The sequence below is a fragment of the Helicobacter pylori FD535 genome (genome assembly GCF_000296015.2).
In the GTDB taxonomy this organism is placed as follows: domain Bacteria; phylum Campylobacterota; class Campylobacteria; order Campylobacterales; family Helicobacteraceae; genus Helicobacter; species Helicobacter pylori_CT.
Genome location: NZ_AKHP02000045.1, coordinates 59,681 through 77,389, shown reverse-complemented (window position 1 = coordinate 77,389; position 17,709 = coordinate 59,681). Strand labels below are relative to the sequence as shown.

General features: G+C 40.0%; 17 protein-coding genes and 1 pseudogene. 4 read left to right on the top strand and 14 right to left on the bottom strand.

All coding sequences use genetic code 11. The features are described from left to right. Nucleotides 1-7 precede the first annotated feature (7 nt). The 6 genes and pseudogenes from DV63_RS15105 to DV63_RS15080 all read right to left on the bottom strand — a co-directional run bounded on the left by DV63_RS15105 (nt 8) and on the right by DV63_RS15080 (nt 5,032). Complete coding sequence (locus DV63_RS15105) at nt 8-301, bottom strand: YggT family protein (protein ID WP_000577968.1); 294 nt, start codon at nt 299-301, stop codon at nt 8-10. Continuing rightward, nucleotides 298-1,617, bottom strand: a complete 1,320-nt coding sequence (gltX, locus tag DV63_RS15100; protein ID WP_000943292.1) for a glutamate--tRNA ligase — start codon at nt 1,615-1,617, stop codon at nt 298-300. Before gltX ends, DV63_RS15105 begins: the two co-directional genes overlap by 4 nt. Before the next feature lie 165 nt (nt 1,618-1,782). After that, a pseudogene (gene frxA, locus DV63_RS15095) lies at nt 1,783-2,435 on the bottom strand (NAD(P)H-dependent flavin oxidoreductase FrxA). Nucleotide 2,436: 1 nt separating this feature from the next. After that, nucleotides 2,437-3,294 (bottom strand): NAD(P)-dependent oxidoreductase, encoded by an 858-nt coding sequence (locus tag DV63_RS15090; RefSeq protein WP_000690572.1) that lies wholly within the window; start codon nt 3,292-3,294, stop codon nt 2,437-2,439. A gap of 14 nt (nt 3,295-3,308) precedes the next feature. After that, nucleotides 3,309-3,812, bottom strand: a complete 504-nt coding sequence (locus DV63_RS15085) for an SRPBCC family protein (RefSeq protein WP_000605652.1) — start codon at nt 3,810-3,812, stop codon at nt 3,309-3,311. Then, nucleotides 3,809-5,032, bottom strand: a complete 1,224-nt coding sequence (locus DV63_RS15080; RefSeq protein WP_000462335.1) for a CCA tRNA nucleotidyltransferase — start codon at nt 5,030-5,032, stop codon at nt 3,809-3,811. Before DV63_RS15080 ends, DV63_RS15085 begins: the two co-directional genes overlap by 4 nt. 62 nt (nt 5,033-5,094) lie before the next feature. Here DV63_RS15080 and queC point away from each other — a divergent pair, with 62 nt between their 5' ends. Then, nucleotides 5,095-5,775 (top strand): 7-cyano-7-deazaguanine synthase QueC, encoded by a 681-nt coding sequence (gene queC, locus DV63_RS15075; RefSeq protein WP_000434409.1) that lies wholly within the window; start codon nt 5,095-5,097, stop codon nt 5,773-5,775. A 42-nt stretch (nt 5,776-5,817) separates the two neighbouring features. Here the strand turns inward: queC and oipA are convergent, their stop codons facing one another. Beyond that, the gene (oipA, locus tag DV63_RS15070; protein ID WP_000709752.1) at nt 5,818-6,747 is read right to left on the bottom strand and encodes an outer inflammatory protein OipA; all 930 of its coding nucleotides are present in this window, start codon (nt 6,745-6,747) and stop codon (nt 5,818-5,820) included. A gap of 185 nt (nt 6,748-6,932) precedes the next feature. Between oipA and DV63_RS15065 the strand changes: the two genes are divergently transcribed. Both DV63_RS15065 and DV63_RS15060 read left to right on the top strand, forming a co-directional pair. Continuing rightward, entirely contained in the window at nt 6,933-7,379 is a 447-nt protein-coding gene (locus DV63_RS15065; protein WP_000554076.1) for a hypothetical protein, read from the top strand. Nucleotides 7,380-7,465: 86 nt separating this feature from the next. Beyond that, nucleotides 7,466-7,930, top strand: a complete 465-nt coding sequence (locus DV63_RS15060) for a hypothetical protein (RefSeq protein WP_080220056.1) — start codon at nt 7,466-7,468, stop codon at nt 7,928-7,930. Nucleotides 7,931-7,934: 4 nt separating this feature from the next. Here the strand turns inward: DV63_RS15060 and hydE are convergent, their stop codons facing one another. The 5 genes from hydE to DV63_RS15035 are packed head-to-tail and all read right to left on the bottom strand — an operon-like array spanning nt 7,935 to nt 13,583. Then, the gene (hydE, locus tag DV63_RS15055; protein WP_000896172.1) at nt 7,935-9,473 is read right to left on the bottom strand and encodes a hydrogenase biosynthesis protein HydE; all 1,539 of its coding nucleotides are present in this window, start codon (nt 9,471-9,473) and stop codon (nt 7,935-7,937) included. A gap of 1 nt (nt 9,474) precedes the next feature. Beyond that, entirely contained in the window at nt 9,475-10,011 is a 537-nt protein-coding gene (gene hydD / locus DV63_RS15050) for a hydrogenase biosynthesis protein HydD (RefSeq protein ID WP_001290844.1), read from the bottom strand. Then, entirely contained in the window at nt 10,008-10,682 is a 675-nt protein-coding gene (gene cybH, locus DV63_RS15045) for a Ni/Fe-hydrogenase, b-type cytochrome subunit (protein WP_000359964.1), read from the bottom strand. Before cybH ends, hydD begins: the two co-directional genes overlap by 4 nt. A 12-nt stretch (nt 10,683-10,694) precedes the next feature. Further along, nucleotides 10,695-12,431, bottom strand: a complete 1,737-nt coding sequence (locus DV63_RS15040; protein WP_000038102.1) for a nickel-dependent hydrogenase large subunit — start codon at nt 12,429-12,431, stop codon at nt 10,695-10,697. A 9-nt stretch (nt 12,432-12,440) separates the two neighbouring features. Further along, the gene (locus DV63_RS15035; protein WP_020982455.1) at nt 12,441-13,583 is read right to left on the bottom strand and encodes a hydrogenase 1 small subunit; all 1,143 of its coding nucleotides are present in this window, start codon (nt 13,581-13,583) and stop codon (nt 12,441-12,443) included. Nucleotides 13,584-13,741: 158 nt separating this feature from the next. Here DV63_RS15035 and mdaB point away from each other — a divergent pair, with 158 nt between their 5' ends. Next, nucleotides 13,742-14,326: an NADPH:quinone oxidoreductase MdaB gene (gene mdaB / locus DV63_RS15030; protein ID WP_000756639.1), complete on the top strand. Its 585-nt coding sequence runs from the start codon at nt 13,742-13,744 to the stop codon at nt 14,324-14,326. 55 nt (nt 14,327-14,381) lie between these two features. On the opposite strand, the gene DV63_RS15025 is transcribed toward mdaB, so the two are convergent. Together DV63_RS15025 and DV63_RS15020 are read right to left on the bottom strand one after the other, a co-directional pair. Next, complete coding sequence (locus DV63_RS15025) at nt 14,382-16,430, bottom strand: DUF262 domain-containing protein (protein WP_001264046.1); 2,049 nt, start codon at nt 16,428-16,430, stop codon at nt 14,382-14,384. Between the two features lie 215 nt (nt 16,431-16,645). Continuing rightward, a complete protein-coding gene (locus DV63_RS15020; RefSeq protein ID WP_000914838.1) occupies nt 16,646-17,704 on the bottom strand; it encodes a tetratricopeptide repeat protein in 1,059 nt (352 codons plus the stop codon). Between the last annotated feature and the right edge of the window lie 5 nt (nt 17,705-17,709).

The following is a 17,709-nucleotide window of genomic DNA, read 5'->3' as shown; positions in this document are numbered from 1 at the left end:
GTTTTCTTTAGAGGTTTTTGGCGAGCATGAAAAGCCATTGAATGAGGGTTAAATCCAAGAATTTCAAAACAACAACCACCACTAAAGGAGCGAAATCCAACCCGTTAAACACAAGCTTGAATCTAGAGCGTAAAAAATAAAACACCGGCTCACACAAGCGAGCGAGGATTTGCATGATGGGGTTGTTCGGGTTAGGCTGCACAAAGCCAATAAGCGAATAAATGATCACCACCCACATATAAATCGTAATGAGCGAGCTTAAAATCACCGCTATCGCATTAAGAAGAGTGGAAAATATCATGCTTTGAGCCTTAAAACTTCTTGATAATGGCTTTGGATATAGGGGAAAATCAAGGGCAATTCAACGCCATGCGAGTTCCCGGTTAAAAGGATGCGTAAAGGTTTGAAAAAATCCTTACCCTTAAGCTGGCTTAATCGCATGGCTTCCTTTTTAAAACTTTCAAAATCCTTATACGCTTGAAAATCCATGCTTTTTAGAGCGTTAAAAAGCACTAAACAACGCTCTTTAAAATCTTCATTCTCATAAGTTTTAACAATATCTTTTGGCTCTAAAAACAACGAAATTTTTTCTTTCAATTCTAAAAGCGTGCCGCATTCTTCTATGAATAATCTTAAAAGCCCTAAGAGGTTTTTATCTTTGATTAAAGTGAGTTCTAATAATTTTTCATCGTCTAAAAGCTTTAAATGCTCGTGGTTTAAGTGTTTTAAATATTTTAAATTAAAATGAGCCGGGGAACTGGAAAGATTTTCTAAATCAAACCATTCTACCGCTTCATCAAGGCTAAAAACTTCCTTAGGCACTTTATTGCCGATAGTGATGAGGTAATTCACGATCGCAACCGGTAAAAACCCTTGATTCAAAAGCCATTTCACGCTGGACGCTTCGTCTCTTTTGCTCATCTTTTTACCGCTTGTTTCATCTAAAATAATGGGCAAATGCACATAAACAATCGGGTCGTTTGAGCCTAAAGCTTGCTGGATTAAAATTTGTTTAGGGGTGTTGCTCACATGATCTTCGCCTCTAATGATCAGACTGATTTCATAGAGCAAATCATCGCATGCGCAAGCGAAATTATAAGTAGGGCTTTTATCCTGTCTCAAAAGCACAAAAGAATCCAATTCATCAGATTCAAATTCCACTTCTTTTTTAATCACATCATTGAAAGACACCGCATGATTTGGGGCTTTTAAACGCACCACAGGGGCATGGCGTTTGTCTTTTTCTAAAGCCGCCCACTCGTCTAAATACCTGAAAGGGCGTTTTTCATTTTTGGCTTTTTCTTTTTCTCTTTCTAAAAACTCCGTGCTCGCATAGCAATAAAACGCTTTATTTTCTTTCAGTAATTTTTCTGCCATTTCTTGGTGGTAATTCAAGTTGTGGCTTTGATACACGAGTTTGTCCCAGCTTATCCCCATAAGCTTTAAAATCTCTAAAATTTCCTGGTCTTTGCCTTCAATGTTGCGCTCTTTGTCCGTGTCTTCAATGCGGATGAGAAAGGGTTTGTGTTGCTGTTTGGCCACAATGTAGTTGAAAATGGCTGCCCTTAAATTCCCTATGTGCATATCCCCTGTAGGCGAAGGCGCAAAACGAAGCATAAAAACCCTTTATTTAAAAATAGTTTTTGATTATACCTAAAGAATACTTAATTGTGTTGTGGTAGTTCTGTTTTTATCAAACATGAATAGGTGTCATTTAAGAGATTAGCGCTTGGCTAACGCCAAGCTTTTTATGGTTGGTTATCAAAAAGCTAAAAGCGTTGTTTATTCAATCACTTCATAAATAACTTCTGTCTTCCAGCGGGTTTTAGGGGTGATTTCTTGGTTGCGATAACCAAAACTAGCCATTACCGATACCCCAAATTCCGCCGTGTTCAGATAGCCTTTTTCCTTTAAATAAGCCTCCACTTTTTCTTGATCATACCCTTCAATCGGGCAAGAATCAATCCCTAACATGGCCGCTGCCATCATCATGTTCGCCATTTGGATATAAGTCTGCTTGCTGGCCCAATCAAACAAAGATCGTTCGCTATTGAGTTTCATATCGTTCTCTTGGAAATTTTTGATGATTTGAGCGAACCTGGAATTGGTGTCATAATCCCTTTTTTTAACCTCATGCATCACTTTCTTAACATAATCGCTGTCATAAGTAACGCCTTTTCGTGCAAGATAAATGACAAAATGGCTCGCTCCCTCTAAACTAGAAAGCGCCCCCCATGCCATCGGTTTTAAATCTTCTCTCATGCGTTCATTCTTTAATAAAAGCATTTTCCATGGTTCAAGCCCGATTGAAGAAGGGGCTAACCTCCCCACTTCAACCAACGCTTCCCAATCCTTTTGGGAAATACGGCGGTTGGGATCGTATTTTTTGCAGCAAATCGTTGGTGCTGTAAAGCGACCACTTGTTCTCTGTCCATTTTAATGTTCTCCTTTTTCTAAATAATGATAAACGGCCGCCATATCCAATGCGCCTAAACCGGATTTTTCTGCTTGAGAATAAAGCTCTTGCGCTTTGGATAAGAATGGCAATTGAATCGCCTCTCCTGCTTCATTGTTAGCTAAACGAATATCCTTGAGCATGAGTTTCAAACTGAAAGCGGCCGGATAGCTATCTTGTAGCCACATGCCTTTTTTAGCTTGAAAGAGAGGCGAGTTCATGCCAGATTGGCCAATAATTTGCAAAAATGACTCTGCATCAACCCCTAAATGTTTGGCTAACAGCAAAGCTTCTGAATAAGCAACCCCCATTTGAGCTAAAAGGCTATTAATGGATAATTTAGCCCCTGCCCCTTGACCAACTTTTCCCAAATAAAAGGTTTGACTCCCTAAATGCGCAAAAACAGGTTTGAGTTGAGTAACCACCTCTTCTTCACCTGCCGCTAAAATCAATAAAGCCCCGGCTTTGGCTGCGCCAACCGATCCTGAAACGGGCACTTCAAGGTAAGTTACTTGATGCTTTTGAGCGATTTCTTCTAAAGCCAAGCTTTCCAAAGGAGCGATGGTGCTCATATTCACCACGATTTTTTCAGACATCTGTTCCCAAAATTCTGGCACTAAAACAGCATCAATCGCCGTTTTATCCGAAAGCATGATAAAAATCAGATCCACTTTAGCGGCCAAATCTATAGGGTTAGTATAAACCGCTACGCCCTTTTCTTTTAAAGGGGCTGCTTTGCTCTCTGTTCGGTTATAAACCGACACTTCTAAATTTGCATCGTGCAAACGAGCCGCCATAGGAGTCCCCATAGCCCCAAGTCCAATCCATCCGATTTTCATTTAACCCTCACTGATTAGCGCGAATACGCCACTAAACCATCTAACCAAGCTTGATGGCCATTCAACATCGCATTAGGCACAGACGCTGCTAAAGCTTTAGCAGGGACTCCTAACTGAGTTTCTTGGGTTAGAATACGCACACGATTATGATCCAGTTTTTCAACTAGCCATGCATGATAGGCTTCAAGATACTCATCGCCTTTAGCTTCATTCCAACCTCTCCAAGCCAAACGCAGTATGGTGTCTTTCAATTCAAACTCTTCCACTTGCGCTTCAATGAGAAAGCCAAAAGTTTCAAAACAAAAACGAGTCTTATCTTTAAGAATGGTATTATCTTGATTATACACATGGACATTCCCTGAATTTTTGTAATACTTTTCCCAATGGGACGCGTCTCTTAAATGTTGCACCACTTTATTAAAATCCAAACCTTTAACAATGACTTCATTGGACACAAAATTATCAGTCTCTCCTGGAATCCATTTCTTAGGCCATGAAATCGCATTCATCATTATCATGCTTCTCCATTTGTCATTTTTTTGCTTATTGGCACAAGGTTTATAACATCATTAGGTAAATAATGATCCTTAACCCATTTTATCAGCCCTTCTAAAGCGTTGTTTTCAGGGTTAGCGATGACTAAATCTAAGCATGCGTTTAAAATTTTGCCGATTTGTTGGTGCTTATAACCCAAGCTTTGGAGCGCGCCGCCCTTAAGGGCTAGGTGTTCTTTTTTAAAAGGCTCGTTAGCGTTAAATATTTCTTTTAACAAGTTTTTAATTTTTAAAGCGTGTTTGGGGTTTTTGAGCGCATAAAAATCTAAAGCCAAATTAAAAGGCTCTGAATCGTAGTTTTTTAATAAAAATTTTAATTCTGTTTTGTTATGAATGTTTAAAAAAGCTTTATGGCATTCTTTAGCTTGAGCAAATAAAACACAAGTTTTTTTAGGGTAGCGTAAATTTTCTAAACTTTTTTGATGTTTAAAAAACCCTAACAATCTTAATTCCAGATTGAAAGGCGCGTTTTTTAAAAACCCTAAATTTTCTATTTTCTCTTGGGTAACCAACTCTAAAATTTCTTGATATTCTTTAGCCACTTCATAAGCGTTTTTCCCCATAAGAAGCTTATTCAATTCGCTTTGTAAGCGCTCTTTGGAGAGGTGTTTTAACAAATCCTTACACGCAAAAACCGCTCTTTTGGTGCTTGTTGCTATCTTAAAGCCTAAAGTCGCGCTAAATCGCAACGCTCTTAAAATCCTTAAAGCGTCTTCAAAAAACCTTAATCGCGCTTCCCCCACGCATTCAATCACTTGATTTTCAATCGCACTCTGCCCTTTAAAAGGATCAATAATCCCTTTTGTAGGGCTATAAGCGATCGCATTCATGCTGAAATCGCGCCGCTTTAAATCGTCTGTTAAACGAGCGCTAAAAACCAATTCTTTAGGCTTTCGGTGCTTGATATGCCCTTTTTCAATCCTAAAAGTTGTGATTTCATAGCTTTGATGGTTTTTAAGAGCCGTGATCGTGCCATGTTTGATGCCGGTTTCTAGCACCCTAAAATGGCGTTTTAAAAGAAGCTCTTTACTTTCATTGACTAAAGCGTTTGAGGTTAAATCGTAATCTTTAGGCGTAATTCCCATTAAACCATCGCGCACGCACCCCCCTACCAAGTAAAGCTCATGAGAGGATTTTTCATAAATGTCAAACAATTCTTTTAATTCTTTTTCTAACTCAAACACGCTTTTTACTCTTAAAATTTCTTTGTGTTATTATATCTTTTTAGAATTTTTAAGGAATTTTGATGGAACAAGAAATTTGTGTAATCGGTTTTAGCGGCGGGCAAGACAGCACCACTTTAGCCGTATGGGCGAAAAAGCGTTTTAAAAAAGTCTGTTTAGTGGGGTTTGATTACGCGCAAAAACACTCCGTGGAATTGGAATGCGCTCAAAAAATCGCTTCTCTTTTACAACTCCCCTATGAAATTATTCAACTGGATTTTTTAGAAAATATCACCCATTCTGCGCTTTTTAAAAACTCTAACGATTTGATGGGGCGTTCGCATGTGCAAAATAAAGATTTACCCAACTCTTTTGTACCTAATCGTAACGCTATTTTTATCACCCTTTTGCATTCTTACGCGCAAAAAATAGGGGCTAGTAACATCGCTTTAGGGGTTTCGCAAGCGGATTTTAGCGGCTATCCGGATTGTAAAGAAGATTTTATTAAAAGCATTGAGCATACCCTAAATTTAGGATCAAACACGGTGATTAAAATTGTAACGCCTTTAATGTTTTTAAATAAAGCGCAAGAATTTCAAATGGCTAAAGATTTAGGGGCTTTAGATTTGATCATCAAAGAAACGCACACCTGCTATCAAGGAGAGCGAAAGATTTTGCATGCTTATGGTTATGGGTGCAATGAATGCCCGGCATGCCAATTGAGAAAAAAAGGCTATGAAGAGTTTCAAACTAATAAAAAATAAGGTTTTTTAAAAAACCAACTAAAGAGCGATAAAAAGCATGCTTTAATGTTTGTTTTTAAAGTTGTATGTATAGTTAAGATAAACGCTCACCACTCTTTTATAATCCAATTTATCCCCATAATTATCGCTATAGTAATTGACTTTAAAGGCTGGCACTTTAACCCCTAATTCCACGCTAGAACCCCCAAGATATATTTCATCGCCATAGCGATCAACATCGTATTCATCATTATTCCAACGAACACCAAATTTTCCTTGCAACTGAAAAATCGTGTGGCTTTTGACTTGATTGAAAGGGGTGAGATTGTTACTTGCAAACCAAGTGCTACCCCCTATTTCCATGCCAATCACAAGCCCTGAAGATTTTCTAAATACATGCATTGATGCTTTTTTTAATGTGTTAGCGTCTAGCGTTCTGCCGGTCATGTCTTTGTAAAATATAGAGAGCCCTTTTACCCTTCGTTGAACGTATTCTTGGGACGCTCGCTTATCGTTAGTCCAATTAATGAGCAAATCCGTATTGAAACCATAAGGTAAAAAAGCAATTAAACCGCTGCCAGGAACAGAACCAACGCCACCAAGTTGGTAACCGAAAAAAAGAGAGTGCCTAAACCCTATAATCCTTTTTTTACCCAAAAAATATTTATACCCAAAGCTGAGTTCGCTAAAAAGACCGCCCGATCCACCATTTCCTGCGAATCGGTTAGCGATTTTTGTTGAATCTTTCACTTTATTTAAGGCGTTTTGCGCATCTCTTATGGCTTTTGTGTTTTGTTGGGGGAATACTGAATTTTTTGCGTTATTGATCGCTTCATTTAAGGCGTTTTCTGCTGAAGCTTTTTCGCCGATGCTGCCTTGCCCTTTGATATAGCTTCCTTCTAGAAAATTTAAACCTAAATAAAATCCATTCCTTTCAGCGTGGAGCCAGAACGAGAGAGAGAGAGAGAGAGTTAGTAAGAGAGCTTTTTTCATGGTTTTTCTTTGGTTTAAGATTTGATATTATGATTAGGTATTTTATCATAAAAATAAGATTTTAGTGGTTGGGTTTTAATGAAAAACACAATTAAAATAATAAAATAGCCACAAAACCACCGCTTAATGAATATTAAATTAAAAACATGTTAATCTTTAGTTATTTTTAAAATTTAGGAAATCCCATGCATCAAAACAATAAAACTTTTTTACCCAACCAATCCGCTCACCTCTCTAAAATCATTCTTTTTTTAAACACTGGCTTTTTAGCCTATCTGTTAAGCGCTTGTGGGGCGAATGTGCCCATAGAAGAAGTGCTAGTGAAAGATCCTAAAGAGACTAAAGCCCAAGAAGTCGCCAGAGAAGAAAGCGCCATCCAGCAAGAAAACGCCACTATTGATGCGCACACCACGCCTTTAATCAATCGTTTCACTAATTATAACGCTTATGGCTCTTTAAACGGCTTTTACAATTCAGTGGATAATCTCAATTCGCCCATGCAAAACGGGATGTATGGAGGCTATTACATGCCTTATTATTACATGCCTTATTATTACATGCCCTATGGTTTCATGCCTTATGGGTCTTATGGGTATGGAGCGCCTGGATACTTCCCTTACGCTTTTTATTGATTGAGTGGCTTTAGCGAGCGTGATTGGTGTTTTTACTCAAACGCGCTTGTGTTTTCTAATGGTTATTTCTAACATGCTAGGGTGATGTGATGGAAAAAGACTATATAGGAGATCTTATGCGTATAGTTAAAAATTTATTTCTTGTATCGTTTGTGGCTTATAGTAGCATGTTCGCAGTGGATTTAGAAACCGAGGCTAAAAGCGACAAAAAGCTTTATGATTTCACTAAAAATAGTGGCCTAGAAGGCGTGGATTTAGAAAAAAGCCCTAGCCTTAAAAGCCATAAAAAAAGCGACAAAAAGCTTTATGATTTCACTAAAAATAGTGGCCTAGAAGGCGTGGATTTAGAAAAAAGCCCTAGCCTTAAAAGCCATAAAAAAAGCGACAAAAAGTTTTACAAACAACTCGCTAAAAACAATATCGCCGAAGGGGTGAGCATGCCAGTTGTTAATTTCAATAAAGCTCTGTCTTTTGGACCTTATTTTGAAAGGACTAAAAGCAAAAAAACCCAATACATGGACGGCGGGTTGATGATACACATCCGCTTTTAAGCCCTTATTCATAATCCAAAAACGCATGCGTTTTAAGGGTTAGGGTTTTGGGGAAATATTGCACAAACAAATCCAAAAACACTTTTTCGCCGAAGAAATCTCCAGCGATCGTTACTTCTTGGACGCTGAAATTCTGTGCATTATCCCAAATGAAATTCCCTAAAAACTCCGCTAAAGAATCCAAAATCCCCAAACTCAAGATTTCATTTTCCACGCCTGCGAGCCTGAAACTCATCGCGCTGTGCATGATCTTTGAAAAGTTTAAAGCCATTTTGAAAGAATCGTTTTTAAGGATTTTATAATCAATCCTAGGGCCTTTAGGGCGTAAGCATTCTTTAGCCAAAGAAACAACGCTTTGGGCGCAAAAATCCTCACTATAACCCAAAACAAACCCTAAAATTTGGAAAAAATCCAATAAATTCGCGCCCCCTAGATTGTATTTAGAAAGCTCTAAAAGGCGCGCGTAAAAATTAGGGAATTTGGTAGCGTAGTTTTTTAGCATTCTAGAGGCTTTTTCATCTTGTTTGAGGAGGTTAAACGATTGATTGAAATCAAAACTGACGCTTAAAAGCGTTTTCAAAGAACCATTAGCATGCAATAACAACCTTGTAGGGCGCTTGAAACTGAGATACAAAACGATAGAATGCGGCGTTTCTTTTAAAAACTCTAATTCATCTTTAAAAGCAATGGCAGAAAGATTGTTTTCTAACACGAATTTTTTAGTGGGCGTGATCAGGCGCTTAGGGGTTTTAAAAAGCGCTTCATAATGCAAAAGCGCTTCTTGCGGATTGTTTGCATGGATAAAAACAAATTCTATACCCTCATCTTGTAAAATACGGCACAATAAATTCAATATGGGGTCAAAGGGTAGTTGGGCTATGATTTCATCGTTTTTAAAAGTGTCCTTAAACACGCTTTTTAAAGAGGCTTTGATAGAGGGTTTTTCCAAACTAGCCAAATATTTAGCGTCCTCTAAAGGCAATTTAGTGCAGCTCAAAACGCTGGAAAGATCGCTAAAAATAACGCTTGGAGAGGGATTTTTTAAAGAAAGGGATAATGCCCCCCTAGAAGTGTGAATAGGGATAAAATCTTGTGTTTTAAGCGCCTCTTTTAATTGGGTTAAGCAGTCTATAAGCTCTTTAGGGCTATGGATTATAGCCCCCTTAAAAGCGGTGTTTTTGACAAAACCCAACGCATTGGCATACAAAGATGAATCTTTGTCTAAAAAATCTTGATGCTCTTTAGCGTTCATAAAAAGGGGCTTTGAAAGGCTTGTTGTTTGGAAAAGATTTTCATCTAAAGGCTCTGTGATTTCCTTTAAAGACAAAAAGCTAAAATCTAAAGAAAAGGGCAGGATTTCGCTGAGTTTTTGCGCGAATTCTAAAGTGGTTTCAGCGCTCGCTTGGAGGTAGAAAGAAGTCGTATTGTCCTTATAAACGCTATAAAAACGCGCTTGCAAATTGAACGCCATTCGCTCTAAAAGGGGCGTAAAATTCAGGCTTGTTTCTTCATTAACGCATTTAAAAAGAAAGACAAACGCCAATTCAAAAACCCTTATAAGAGAGTTCAGCGATACATTCTAATGCGATATGATCGGTGCGTTGCATTGTAACCCCCCATGCGTTGAGTTGGGTTTCTATGGCTTTTAAGGCTGTTTCTAAAGCGTTTAAAATTTCGCTTGAAAGCTTGAAAGTGGTCTCGCTCCCTATCACAAAAGGCACAAGCCCCACGATAAAAGTTTTAGGCAAATCCCCTAAAAACTCCGTGAGCCTTAAAGTGTGTAGCATTTCCACTTCATGCGTGCTCCCAGCCCATGTGATTTCTTTAGGAGCGTCCTTAAAATCAAAGGCATAGACTGATCCTATCTCAACGCCTTTAGCGCTCACGCAATCCAAAATCAAAACCTTTTCATACGAAGTGATTAAAGGAATGAGTTGCTGAGCCATTGTCCCCCCATCTATAATATCCACGCTAGGGAAAAAAGAAAAATTCCTTTTGAGATAGTGGGCTAGATGCACCCCAATCCCTTCATCGCCAAAAAGGATATTGCCAATGCCTAGAATTAGGATTTTTTCACTCATTCTTTGGTATAACCATAGCCATTAATCATAGAATCCGCCCCCGAACTTTCATACCTGATAGAATGGAAAAACACCATATAAACATGCACAGGGACAAACAAAATAAACCCCCAAGTCGCTAAGTGGTGGATAAAACGAACATTCGCTAACCCCCCACAAAGCGCTTCAAACCACTTAAAAGCGCTTCCTAAAAACGCTCCAAGCCCCGCATGATAGACATTATAATACAGCACTATTCCGCTCAAACTCATCAACACTATCAAAACAATCAAGGTGGAATAAGCCACGAGTTGGATAGGGTTATACGATCCTTTAGTGTGGGGTTTGCCGCTGATAAGAAAATACGCTTTCATCTGATCGATCCAGGCTTTTGGGCTTAAAAGTTGGCTAAAACTCCTGCGCTCCATCAAGCTTTCTTTAGTGAAAAAAAGATAGGTTCTAAAGATTAAGGCGCTAATGAGCAAAAACCCAAACATGACATGAAAAGAGCGCACATAAGCTTGTAAAAGATACACCCCTTTATAAAAGCTGGAATTAGGCTGCAAAAAAGGGTAAGCGATGTAAAACCCTGTAGCGATTAAAGTAAAAATACTCAAAGCCCTAACCCAGTGGAAAAAGCGCACAAAACCGGAATATTCTTTGTGTAAAACGACCTTATTCATTTTATCCATGCGTAACCCTTTTTAGAATTTAGCGAAATTAGGCTCTACTTTAAACTCGTTTAAAGACTGCCCTTTAAAATCCATCACATGCACCGAGCATGCGATGCATGGATCAAAAGAATGGATAGTCCTAATGATTTCTAAAGGTTGGGTTAAATCAGCGATTTTAGTGCCAATCAAACTCATTTCATAAGCCCCCCTTTGATTTTGAGAATCTCTAGGCCCCGCATTCCAAGTAGAAGGCACCACCGCTTGATAATTTTCCACCACGCCGTTTTTAATACGCACCCAATGGCTTAGCATGCCCCTTGGCACTTGACCAATGTAGCGCCCTTTATATTCTTGATTTTTATCAATGTGATAGGGAGCGCAAGTGCTTTGATCGCTTTTTAGATTTTCCACTAACGCATCAAACGCCAAAAGGCCATTATCAGCGATCGTTTTAGCTTCAATACACCTTGCAGCTGTGCGCCCAAGCGTTGAAAACAACGCCTCTAAAGGCAGTTTAGTGTCTTTTAAAAACTTCGTAGCCACTTCAGTAACATAAGGGTTTTTCGCTGCTAAACCTACCACTACGGAACTTAAAGGGCCTACTTCCATGGGCTTACTATCGTATCTGGGCGATTTGATCCAAGAATATTTATTTTTAGTGTCAAGCACTTTAGCAGGGATGATTTTATTTTCAATCCCCACGCTCTCGCCGTCTTTTAAACCGGTATAATGCGGGTTAGTTTGCCCGTCATAAGGGTGGAGCTGCGTTTCTTTAGTGTCTTCATATTGATACCAAGAATGCGTAACTTCTTCTTTAATTAAACTCTCATCAATGGGGTGTAATTTAGAAATATCCCCATCAAGCACCACCCCACTACTCAAAAGGTATTTATCCCTCCCGAGCAACACTTCTTCATAAGCGATAAAATTCCTTAAACCACAGCCTTTAATAACGGATGGCTCATTAGCGAACATTTCGCCTGCCATCACCAAATCAGGATAGTAGGCATGGTTGATGAAATGAGCCACCACTTCAAACTTGCTCTTCCATTCAGCTAATCTAGTCGGATCCAATATATCCATAACACTCGTAACACCCCCTACCGTTAGGCTTTGTGGGTGAGGCTGTTTGGCCCCAAAAATAGCGGTCATTTTCGCTGCTTCCCTTTGGATTTCTAAAAGCTTGAGGTAGTGGCTTAAGACGATTAAATTTTGCTCTGGGCTTAAACGATAGGTTTTATGCCCGTAATAGCCATTACTAAAAGGCCCTAAAGATCCGCCTTTAGCGAAATCGTTCAAGCGTTTTTGAACCGCTTTTAATTCACCCGCACCGGTATTAATGGGATAAGGGCTGTATTTGAAAGAAAGTTTTGCCGCTTGAACGGGGTCGGCTTTTAAAGCGCTCATAATATCGCACCAATCAAGCCCATGCAAAGTATAGAAATGCACCACATGGTCATGAAAAAGCAACGCCATGTTCATCAAAGATCGCACCAATTGCGCGTTCAATGGGGGGGTGATGCCTAGAGCGTTTTCTACCGCAGTGATACCAGCCTTATAATGCGAATAAGTGCATACCCCGCAAATCCTTTGAGCGATAAAGCCTGCATCTCGTGGGTCTCTGCCCTTAATGATCGTCTCTAGCCCCCTAAAAAGCGTAGAAGAAGAAAACGCATCGGTGATCACATTATCATCATCTACAATCACTTCAATCCTTAAATGCCCCTCAATCCTAGTGATAGGATCGACTACGATTTTTTTTGACATGTTAATCCCTTACTCTTTGTTTTTGATCGCTTTAGAAAGGAGCGCATGCGCAGCAATGCCAATAGCGGTTGCGCTGAGTAAAGTCGTGCCGACTTTATCAGCCCCTAATCCATCAAAGGCGGTTTTAATGGAGCGATTCGCCAAAGGCTCTTCAAAAGGACTCATCGTATCCCAAAAATTAGGCTCAGAACACCCTATGCACCCATGCCCTGCACCTATGGGCCAAGAGGTGTGTGAATTGAAGCGGAGTTTGGAGCAATTATTGAAAGTGTAAGGCCCTTTACAGCCCATTTTATACAAACAAAAGCCCCTTTTAGCGTTTTCATCGCCAAAATGCTCCACAAACTCGCCCGCATCAAAATGCCCTCTCCTTTCGCACAAATCATGGATCCTATTCCCATAAGCCCAAGAAGGGCGGTTATACGCATCCAATTTAGGGAGAGCCCCAAACATCAAGTAATAAAGCACATTGCCCACGATATTTTTTTCACTAGGCGGGCAACCGGGAACATTGATCACAGGTTTATTGATGATTTTATGCAAGGGTTGCGCGTTAGAGGGGTTAGGGTAAGCCGCTTGAACGCCCCCAAAACTTGAGCATGTGCCTATGGCAAAAATAGCGGCTGCGTATTGGGCCGCCTTTCTGCACTCTTCAGCCCCCGTTTCAGCGTTCGGGCCTTGAGTGAGAAAGTATTCGGTGCCTTGGGGGATACCGCCCTCTACCATTAAAATGTAATTGTTTTTGTGCTTTTCTATGGCGTCATGCAAGCTTTTTTCAGCTTGAAAACCGCTCGCTACCATGATGGTCTCATGGTATTCTAGGTTGATGTAATCAAAAATGATGCTATCAATGGTGGGGTCTGCACTCCTTAACAAACTTTCGCTACAACCGGTGCATTCTGCCATGTGCAACCAAATCACGGGCAATCTGTTAGCCACCTCTACCGCCTTCAAAGTCAAGGGAGCAAAACTAGCCGGCAAAGCTAAAGTAGTACTCATCATGCCCGCCCACTTCAATAAATCGCGCCTGGAAATGCCCGCACCTTTAAACTCGTCTTGCAAGTTTTTATGCTCGTTGTGAGCGTTAAACGAGCTGACTATCTCAAGGCGTTCTTCAATCTTTTGATAGGTCTTTTTTTCATCGTAGAACATGACCACTCCTTAATTAGAAATTTTCATTATCTTAACATAATAAAAATAATACAACTGCAATGGATTATTTTTAGTTTTTATTTAGATTGAGGGAATTTCTTTAATCTTAAGTTTCATTTGGATAGAATTCCCCCCTATTTTATTAAAAAAGGAACAAAATGAAAAAAGTACTCATCATTAACGGGGCCAAAGCGTTCGGGCATTCTGGGGGGAAACTCAATGAAACCTTGACTGATCATGCAAAAAAGACTCTAGAGTCTTTAGGGCTAGAAGTGGATACAACAATCGTGGATAAAGGCTATGAAAAGAGCCAAGAAGTGGAGAAAGTCTTTAACGCTGATGCGACCATTTGGCAAATGCCTGGTTGGTGGATGGGAGAGCCTTGGATTGTGAAAAAATACATTGATGAAGTCTTTAGCGCAGGGCATGGAAAGCTTTATGCTAGCGATGGCAGAAGTTCGCAAAACCCCACTAAAAACTACGGGAAAGGGGGCTTGATGCAAGGCAAAAAATACATGTTGAGCTTGACCTGGAACGCTCCCATTGAAGCCTTTACTGATCCTAACGAATTTTTTGAAGGGGTGGGTGTGGATGTGGTGTATTTGCATTTGCACAAGGCGTTCCAATTTTTAGGGCTTTCAGCGCTGCCTACTTTTATTTGCAACGATGTAATGAAAAACCCCCAAGTAGAGCAGTATCTTAACTCCCTAACCGTGCATTTGTGCCAAGCTTTTGGCAAGTGATTTTAAAATTTTTTTAACCCCCCCCTATTTCTTTGGGGGGCTTGGGGGGGCTTGTTCATTCCACAATAAAGTCTTTAGGATTGAGATCACAGCCTAAGATGAGATCTTTAAGATTACTGCCCACCGTTTGATAACTCGCATTGCTCACAAAGTAGAATCCGTATTTTTCAAAAGGCACAACAAGAGTGCCATCTCTATCCCTTAATTGCGCTTTTGCCTTATCCCAACAAATATATCTTGGCTCTTCATCTGTGTAGCTTTCAAAGGCTTCTCTGGTGTTTTCTAGCAAGTAGTCTATGACAGCGCTAGCTAATTCCTTAGCGTTTCTTGCTATTTTCCTTTCATAATTGGGGAGCTTAACGCTTTGAAGATTATAGGAAGTTAAGTCATCATCAAGGGTTTTGTGAAGCTCTCTGGTGCGGTATTCTTTAGGCAAATCTTTAAACAATCCCACTTGACAAAATTGATCCGCTAAATATTCGCTCCTAGCCTTCACTTCCTCTATCCCCCAAGAATGGGTGTTATTGATGAAATAGTCGTTTAAATGCAAGGAGCTGTATTTTTCCATAAGCTCTATTTTTGCCTCGTAAGGTTTGTTGCCAAGCTTTTGATTTTGCCCTGATAAGGTTAGATTCCCAAAATTATTGAGGTAGTCTTGCTCAAAAGTGAAATAATCCCCCACCTTATCGCGCCATTCTTGGGTGGGGGTTTTGGGGTAGAAATGCTCCACTTCTAGATTTTCTTCTCTTGGCGGTTCGGCGTTGCTTAATTTTTCAATCTCAAGCAGGATGAATTTGCACACTTGATTTGCTGCATAAGCGTTACGCACAGCAAACGCCGCTTTAATTTTATCGTCATTAGGGAACGCCGTTCGTCCAACGCTCTTGCCCAAATACCGCTTCAACGCATCGGCTGAAACATTTTCCCCTAGCTGTCTGTATAAAGAATAAAGAAGTTCAGCAAGTGCAGGGGCAGGATCCCCACACACGCTCCGGCGCACGAAGTAGCTGATAAGGATTTGCAAAATTTCATGGAAGTTTTCATAATCCAATTTGCCTTCTTCAAAGTCTCTAGCGCAACGCAAAATAAAGGGCTTTGCCACGCCAAATTTGATTTTCACAAGATCTTTAATGCGCAGGCGTAAATTCGCTAACTGTTGCGGGTCTCCACGATGTAAAAAATAATGATCTCTGTCTAAAAAGATTTGATAGATTCTGCCATATTCACGCATATCGCTCATAAGACCTTGTATATTATCAGAGAAATTGTCTCTGTGATGGTCTTTTAGCGCGTAATACACTTCGCGCTCTCCCTCACTTAATTTCTTTTCAAGGTAGATTCTCAAATAGGTTTTGATAAAATCATTCAAATCCTTTTCACCAAGCCAATCTTCTAAAGGAACCCAATAAGTATTATAAAGATGATTTTGGTTATCAGAATTTTCCCCCATCATCAGATAGTTGCGGATGAGATCCAGCCCTTTTAATTGCACGCCTGTAGCGTTGATGCTTTCAAACACCACTTGCGGATCGTCTTCGCCTAACTCTAAGCCTATGGCTACGATTTTGAGCCGCAAAAACGCGCCATAAATCTCTTCTATGCGATACCCTTTGCTGATATAATTGTCAAGCTCTTTGGTGAAAAATTTATAATTATTCCTGATGTGTGATACGCCTTGTATTTCATGCGATCGATTTTGCATGACCAGATCAAAGGCTTCTTTGTCGCTTTTAATGGGTTTTAAGCGCAGCTTTTGTCCTGTAAGATTGAGCAGTCCGTCAATCTCTTTTTTTATCCCTTCATTTGGTATCTTGGTCTCTATGGCTTTAAGCAAAAGCATGAGAGTGGTAATCCTTTGCTGCCCGTCAATGATGACAAATTCTTGCAGTTGTCTTAAGCTCTTTTCATCATCAATCGAATGCAAAATATAAGTGATAGAACCCATGAAATGCGTTTTCTTGTTTTGAGAGATATTGATAATATCTTGCAGTAATTTTTCACAATTTTCTTCTTCCCAAGTGTAGTTCCTCTGATATACAGGGATAGAAAATATCGTGCCTGTTAAGGCAAAAAAGTCGTTAATGGTGCTTTCTTTCACTCTCATCGCTTTTCCTTTTAAATAAGATTAAAATCACACCGAGTATCAAATCAAAAAAAAAAAAAAAAAGATAGCTTAAATTTTTGAAAAAACCGCAATTTGAGGCTGAATTTATCTAAAAAAAGATAAAAGAGCTTGCACAAAGCAAACGCTAATCTCTTAAAAATGCGATCTTTTTGGGGGTTTAGTTATGGGGCGAGAATGATTTCAAAATACCCCTACTAGGGTATCTCATAAGAATGATACGGCATGAACAAGCGCCCGTAATTAGGATTCACGCGCAATAAATGCTCTTTGAAATTCCCGTAATTACGGCAGCTTGACTCAAAACCATTATCGCATGCATACGAGAATAAATCCAAAGCCCTTTGATCATCTTGAGGCACGCCTAAGCCCTTTTGATACAGCACGCCTAAATTGTTACAGCTCCCCAAAATCCCCCCATCGCATGCCATTTGGAAATATTTCGCTGCATAGTGGTTGTTCAAAGGAGCCCCTAAATCCCCATTCGCATAAATCCAGCCTAAATTCGCGCACCCCATCATATCCCCAGCGTTACAAGCCAAATAATTCAAATCCACTTGACTGAGCTTGGCCTTATCAATGCCATAAATATTATTCACATTAGACATCAAGCCCAAATTATAGCACCCCATATCATTCCCATTCTCGCATGAAAATTTATAATAACTTATCGCTTTGTAATAATCTTTTGGGACCCCACTCCCGTTAGCAAACATCCACCCTAAATTATTGCATGCGAGCATATCCCCCCCTTGACAAGCCACCGCATACAATTGCAAAGCGTTTTCTTTATCGTTCGTATCCGCATTTTTCTTGTTTTCATACATTTGAGCCAGATTCGCGCAAGCGGTTGCATCGCCCCCACTGCAACCCATTTCATAATAGCGAGCGGCTTTTAGTCTGTTCGTTTGGATCCCTACCCCGTTAGCATACATCGCCCCCACCGCAAAACACCCGGCCGCATTACCATTATCGCACGATTGGGAAAAAAGCCTAAAAGCCCCTTGATAATCGCCCTTTTTAGCCAGTTCAATACCGGCAGAAAGCTCGGTTTGAGCGTTTTCAGGCGAACCTAATTGGTCTAACAGGTTAGAGTTATCGTTTTTAGGGGTGATCTGGGTGTTAGGGTTTGGTGCGCCCTTAGCGTTAGCGGGGTTTAATTCAGGGGGCGTGTTTTTTGGGGCTTGATTATTTTCTTCAGCACCGCTAAGCTGTAAGGCTAAAAAAACAAGCAATAACAAACTTTTTTTGAGCATTCTTT

Coding starts and splice junctions, on each gene's coding strand:
- gltX (WP_000943292.1), bottom strand. CDS start 1,617: ATGCTTCGTTTTGCGCCTTCGCCTACAGGGGATATGCACATAGGGAAT.
- hydD (WP_001290844.1), bottom strand. CDS start 10,011: ATGAGTGAAAAAATCCTAATTCTAGGCATTGGCAATATCCTTTTTGGC.
- oipA (WP_000709752.1), bottom strand. CDS start 6,747: ATGAAAAAAGCTCTCTTACTAACTCTCTCTCTCTCTCTCTCGTTCTGG.
- DV63_RS15025 (WP_001264046.1), bottom strand. CDS start 16,430: ATGAGAGTGAAAGAAAGCACCATTAACGACTTTTTTGCCTTAACAGGC.
- DV63_RS15020 (WP_000914838.1), bottom strand. CDS start 17,704: ATGCTCAAAAAAAGTTTGTTATTGCTTGTTTTTTTAGCCTTACAGCTT.
- queC (WP_000434409.1), top strand. CDS start 5,095: ATGGAACAAGAAATTTGTGTAATCGGTTTTAGCGGCGGGCAAGACAGC.
- DV63_RS15085 (WP_000605652.1), bottom strand. CDS start 3,812: ATGATAATGATGAATGCGATTTCATGGCCTAAGAAATGGATTCCAGGA.
- mdaB (WP_000756639.1), top strand. CDS start 13,742: ATGAAAAAAGTACTCATCATTAACGGGGCCAAAGCGTTCGGGCATTCT.
- cybH (WP_000359964.1), bottom strand. CDS start 10,682: ATGGATAAAATGAATAAGGTCGTTTTACACAAAGAATATTCCGGTTTT.
- DV63_RS15035 (WP_020982455.1), bottom strand. CDS start 13,583: ATGTTCTACGATGAAAAAAAGACCTATCAAAAGATTGAAGAACGCCTT.
- DV63_RS15090 (WP_000690572.1), bottom strand. CDS start 3,294: ATGAAAATCGGATGGATTGGACTTGGGGCTATGGGGACTCCTATGGCG.
- DV63_RS15105 (WP_000577968.1), bottom strand. CDS start 301: ATGATATTTTCCACTCTTCTTAATGCGATAGCGGTGATTTTAAGCTCG.
- DV63_RS15040 (WP_000038102.1), bottom strand. CDS start 12,431: ATGTCAAAAAAAATCGTAGTCGATCCTATCACTAGGATTGAGGGGCAT.
- DV63_RS15065 (WP_000554076.1), top strand. CDS start 6,933: ATGCATCAAAACAATAAAACTTTTTTACCCAACCAATCCGCTCACCTC.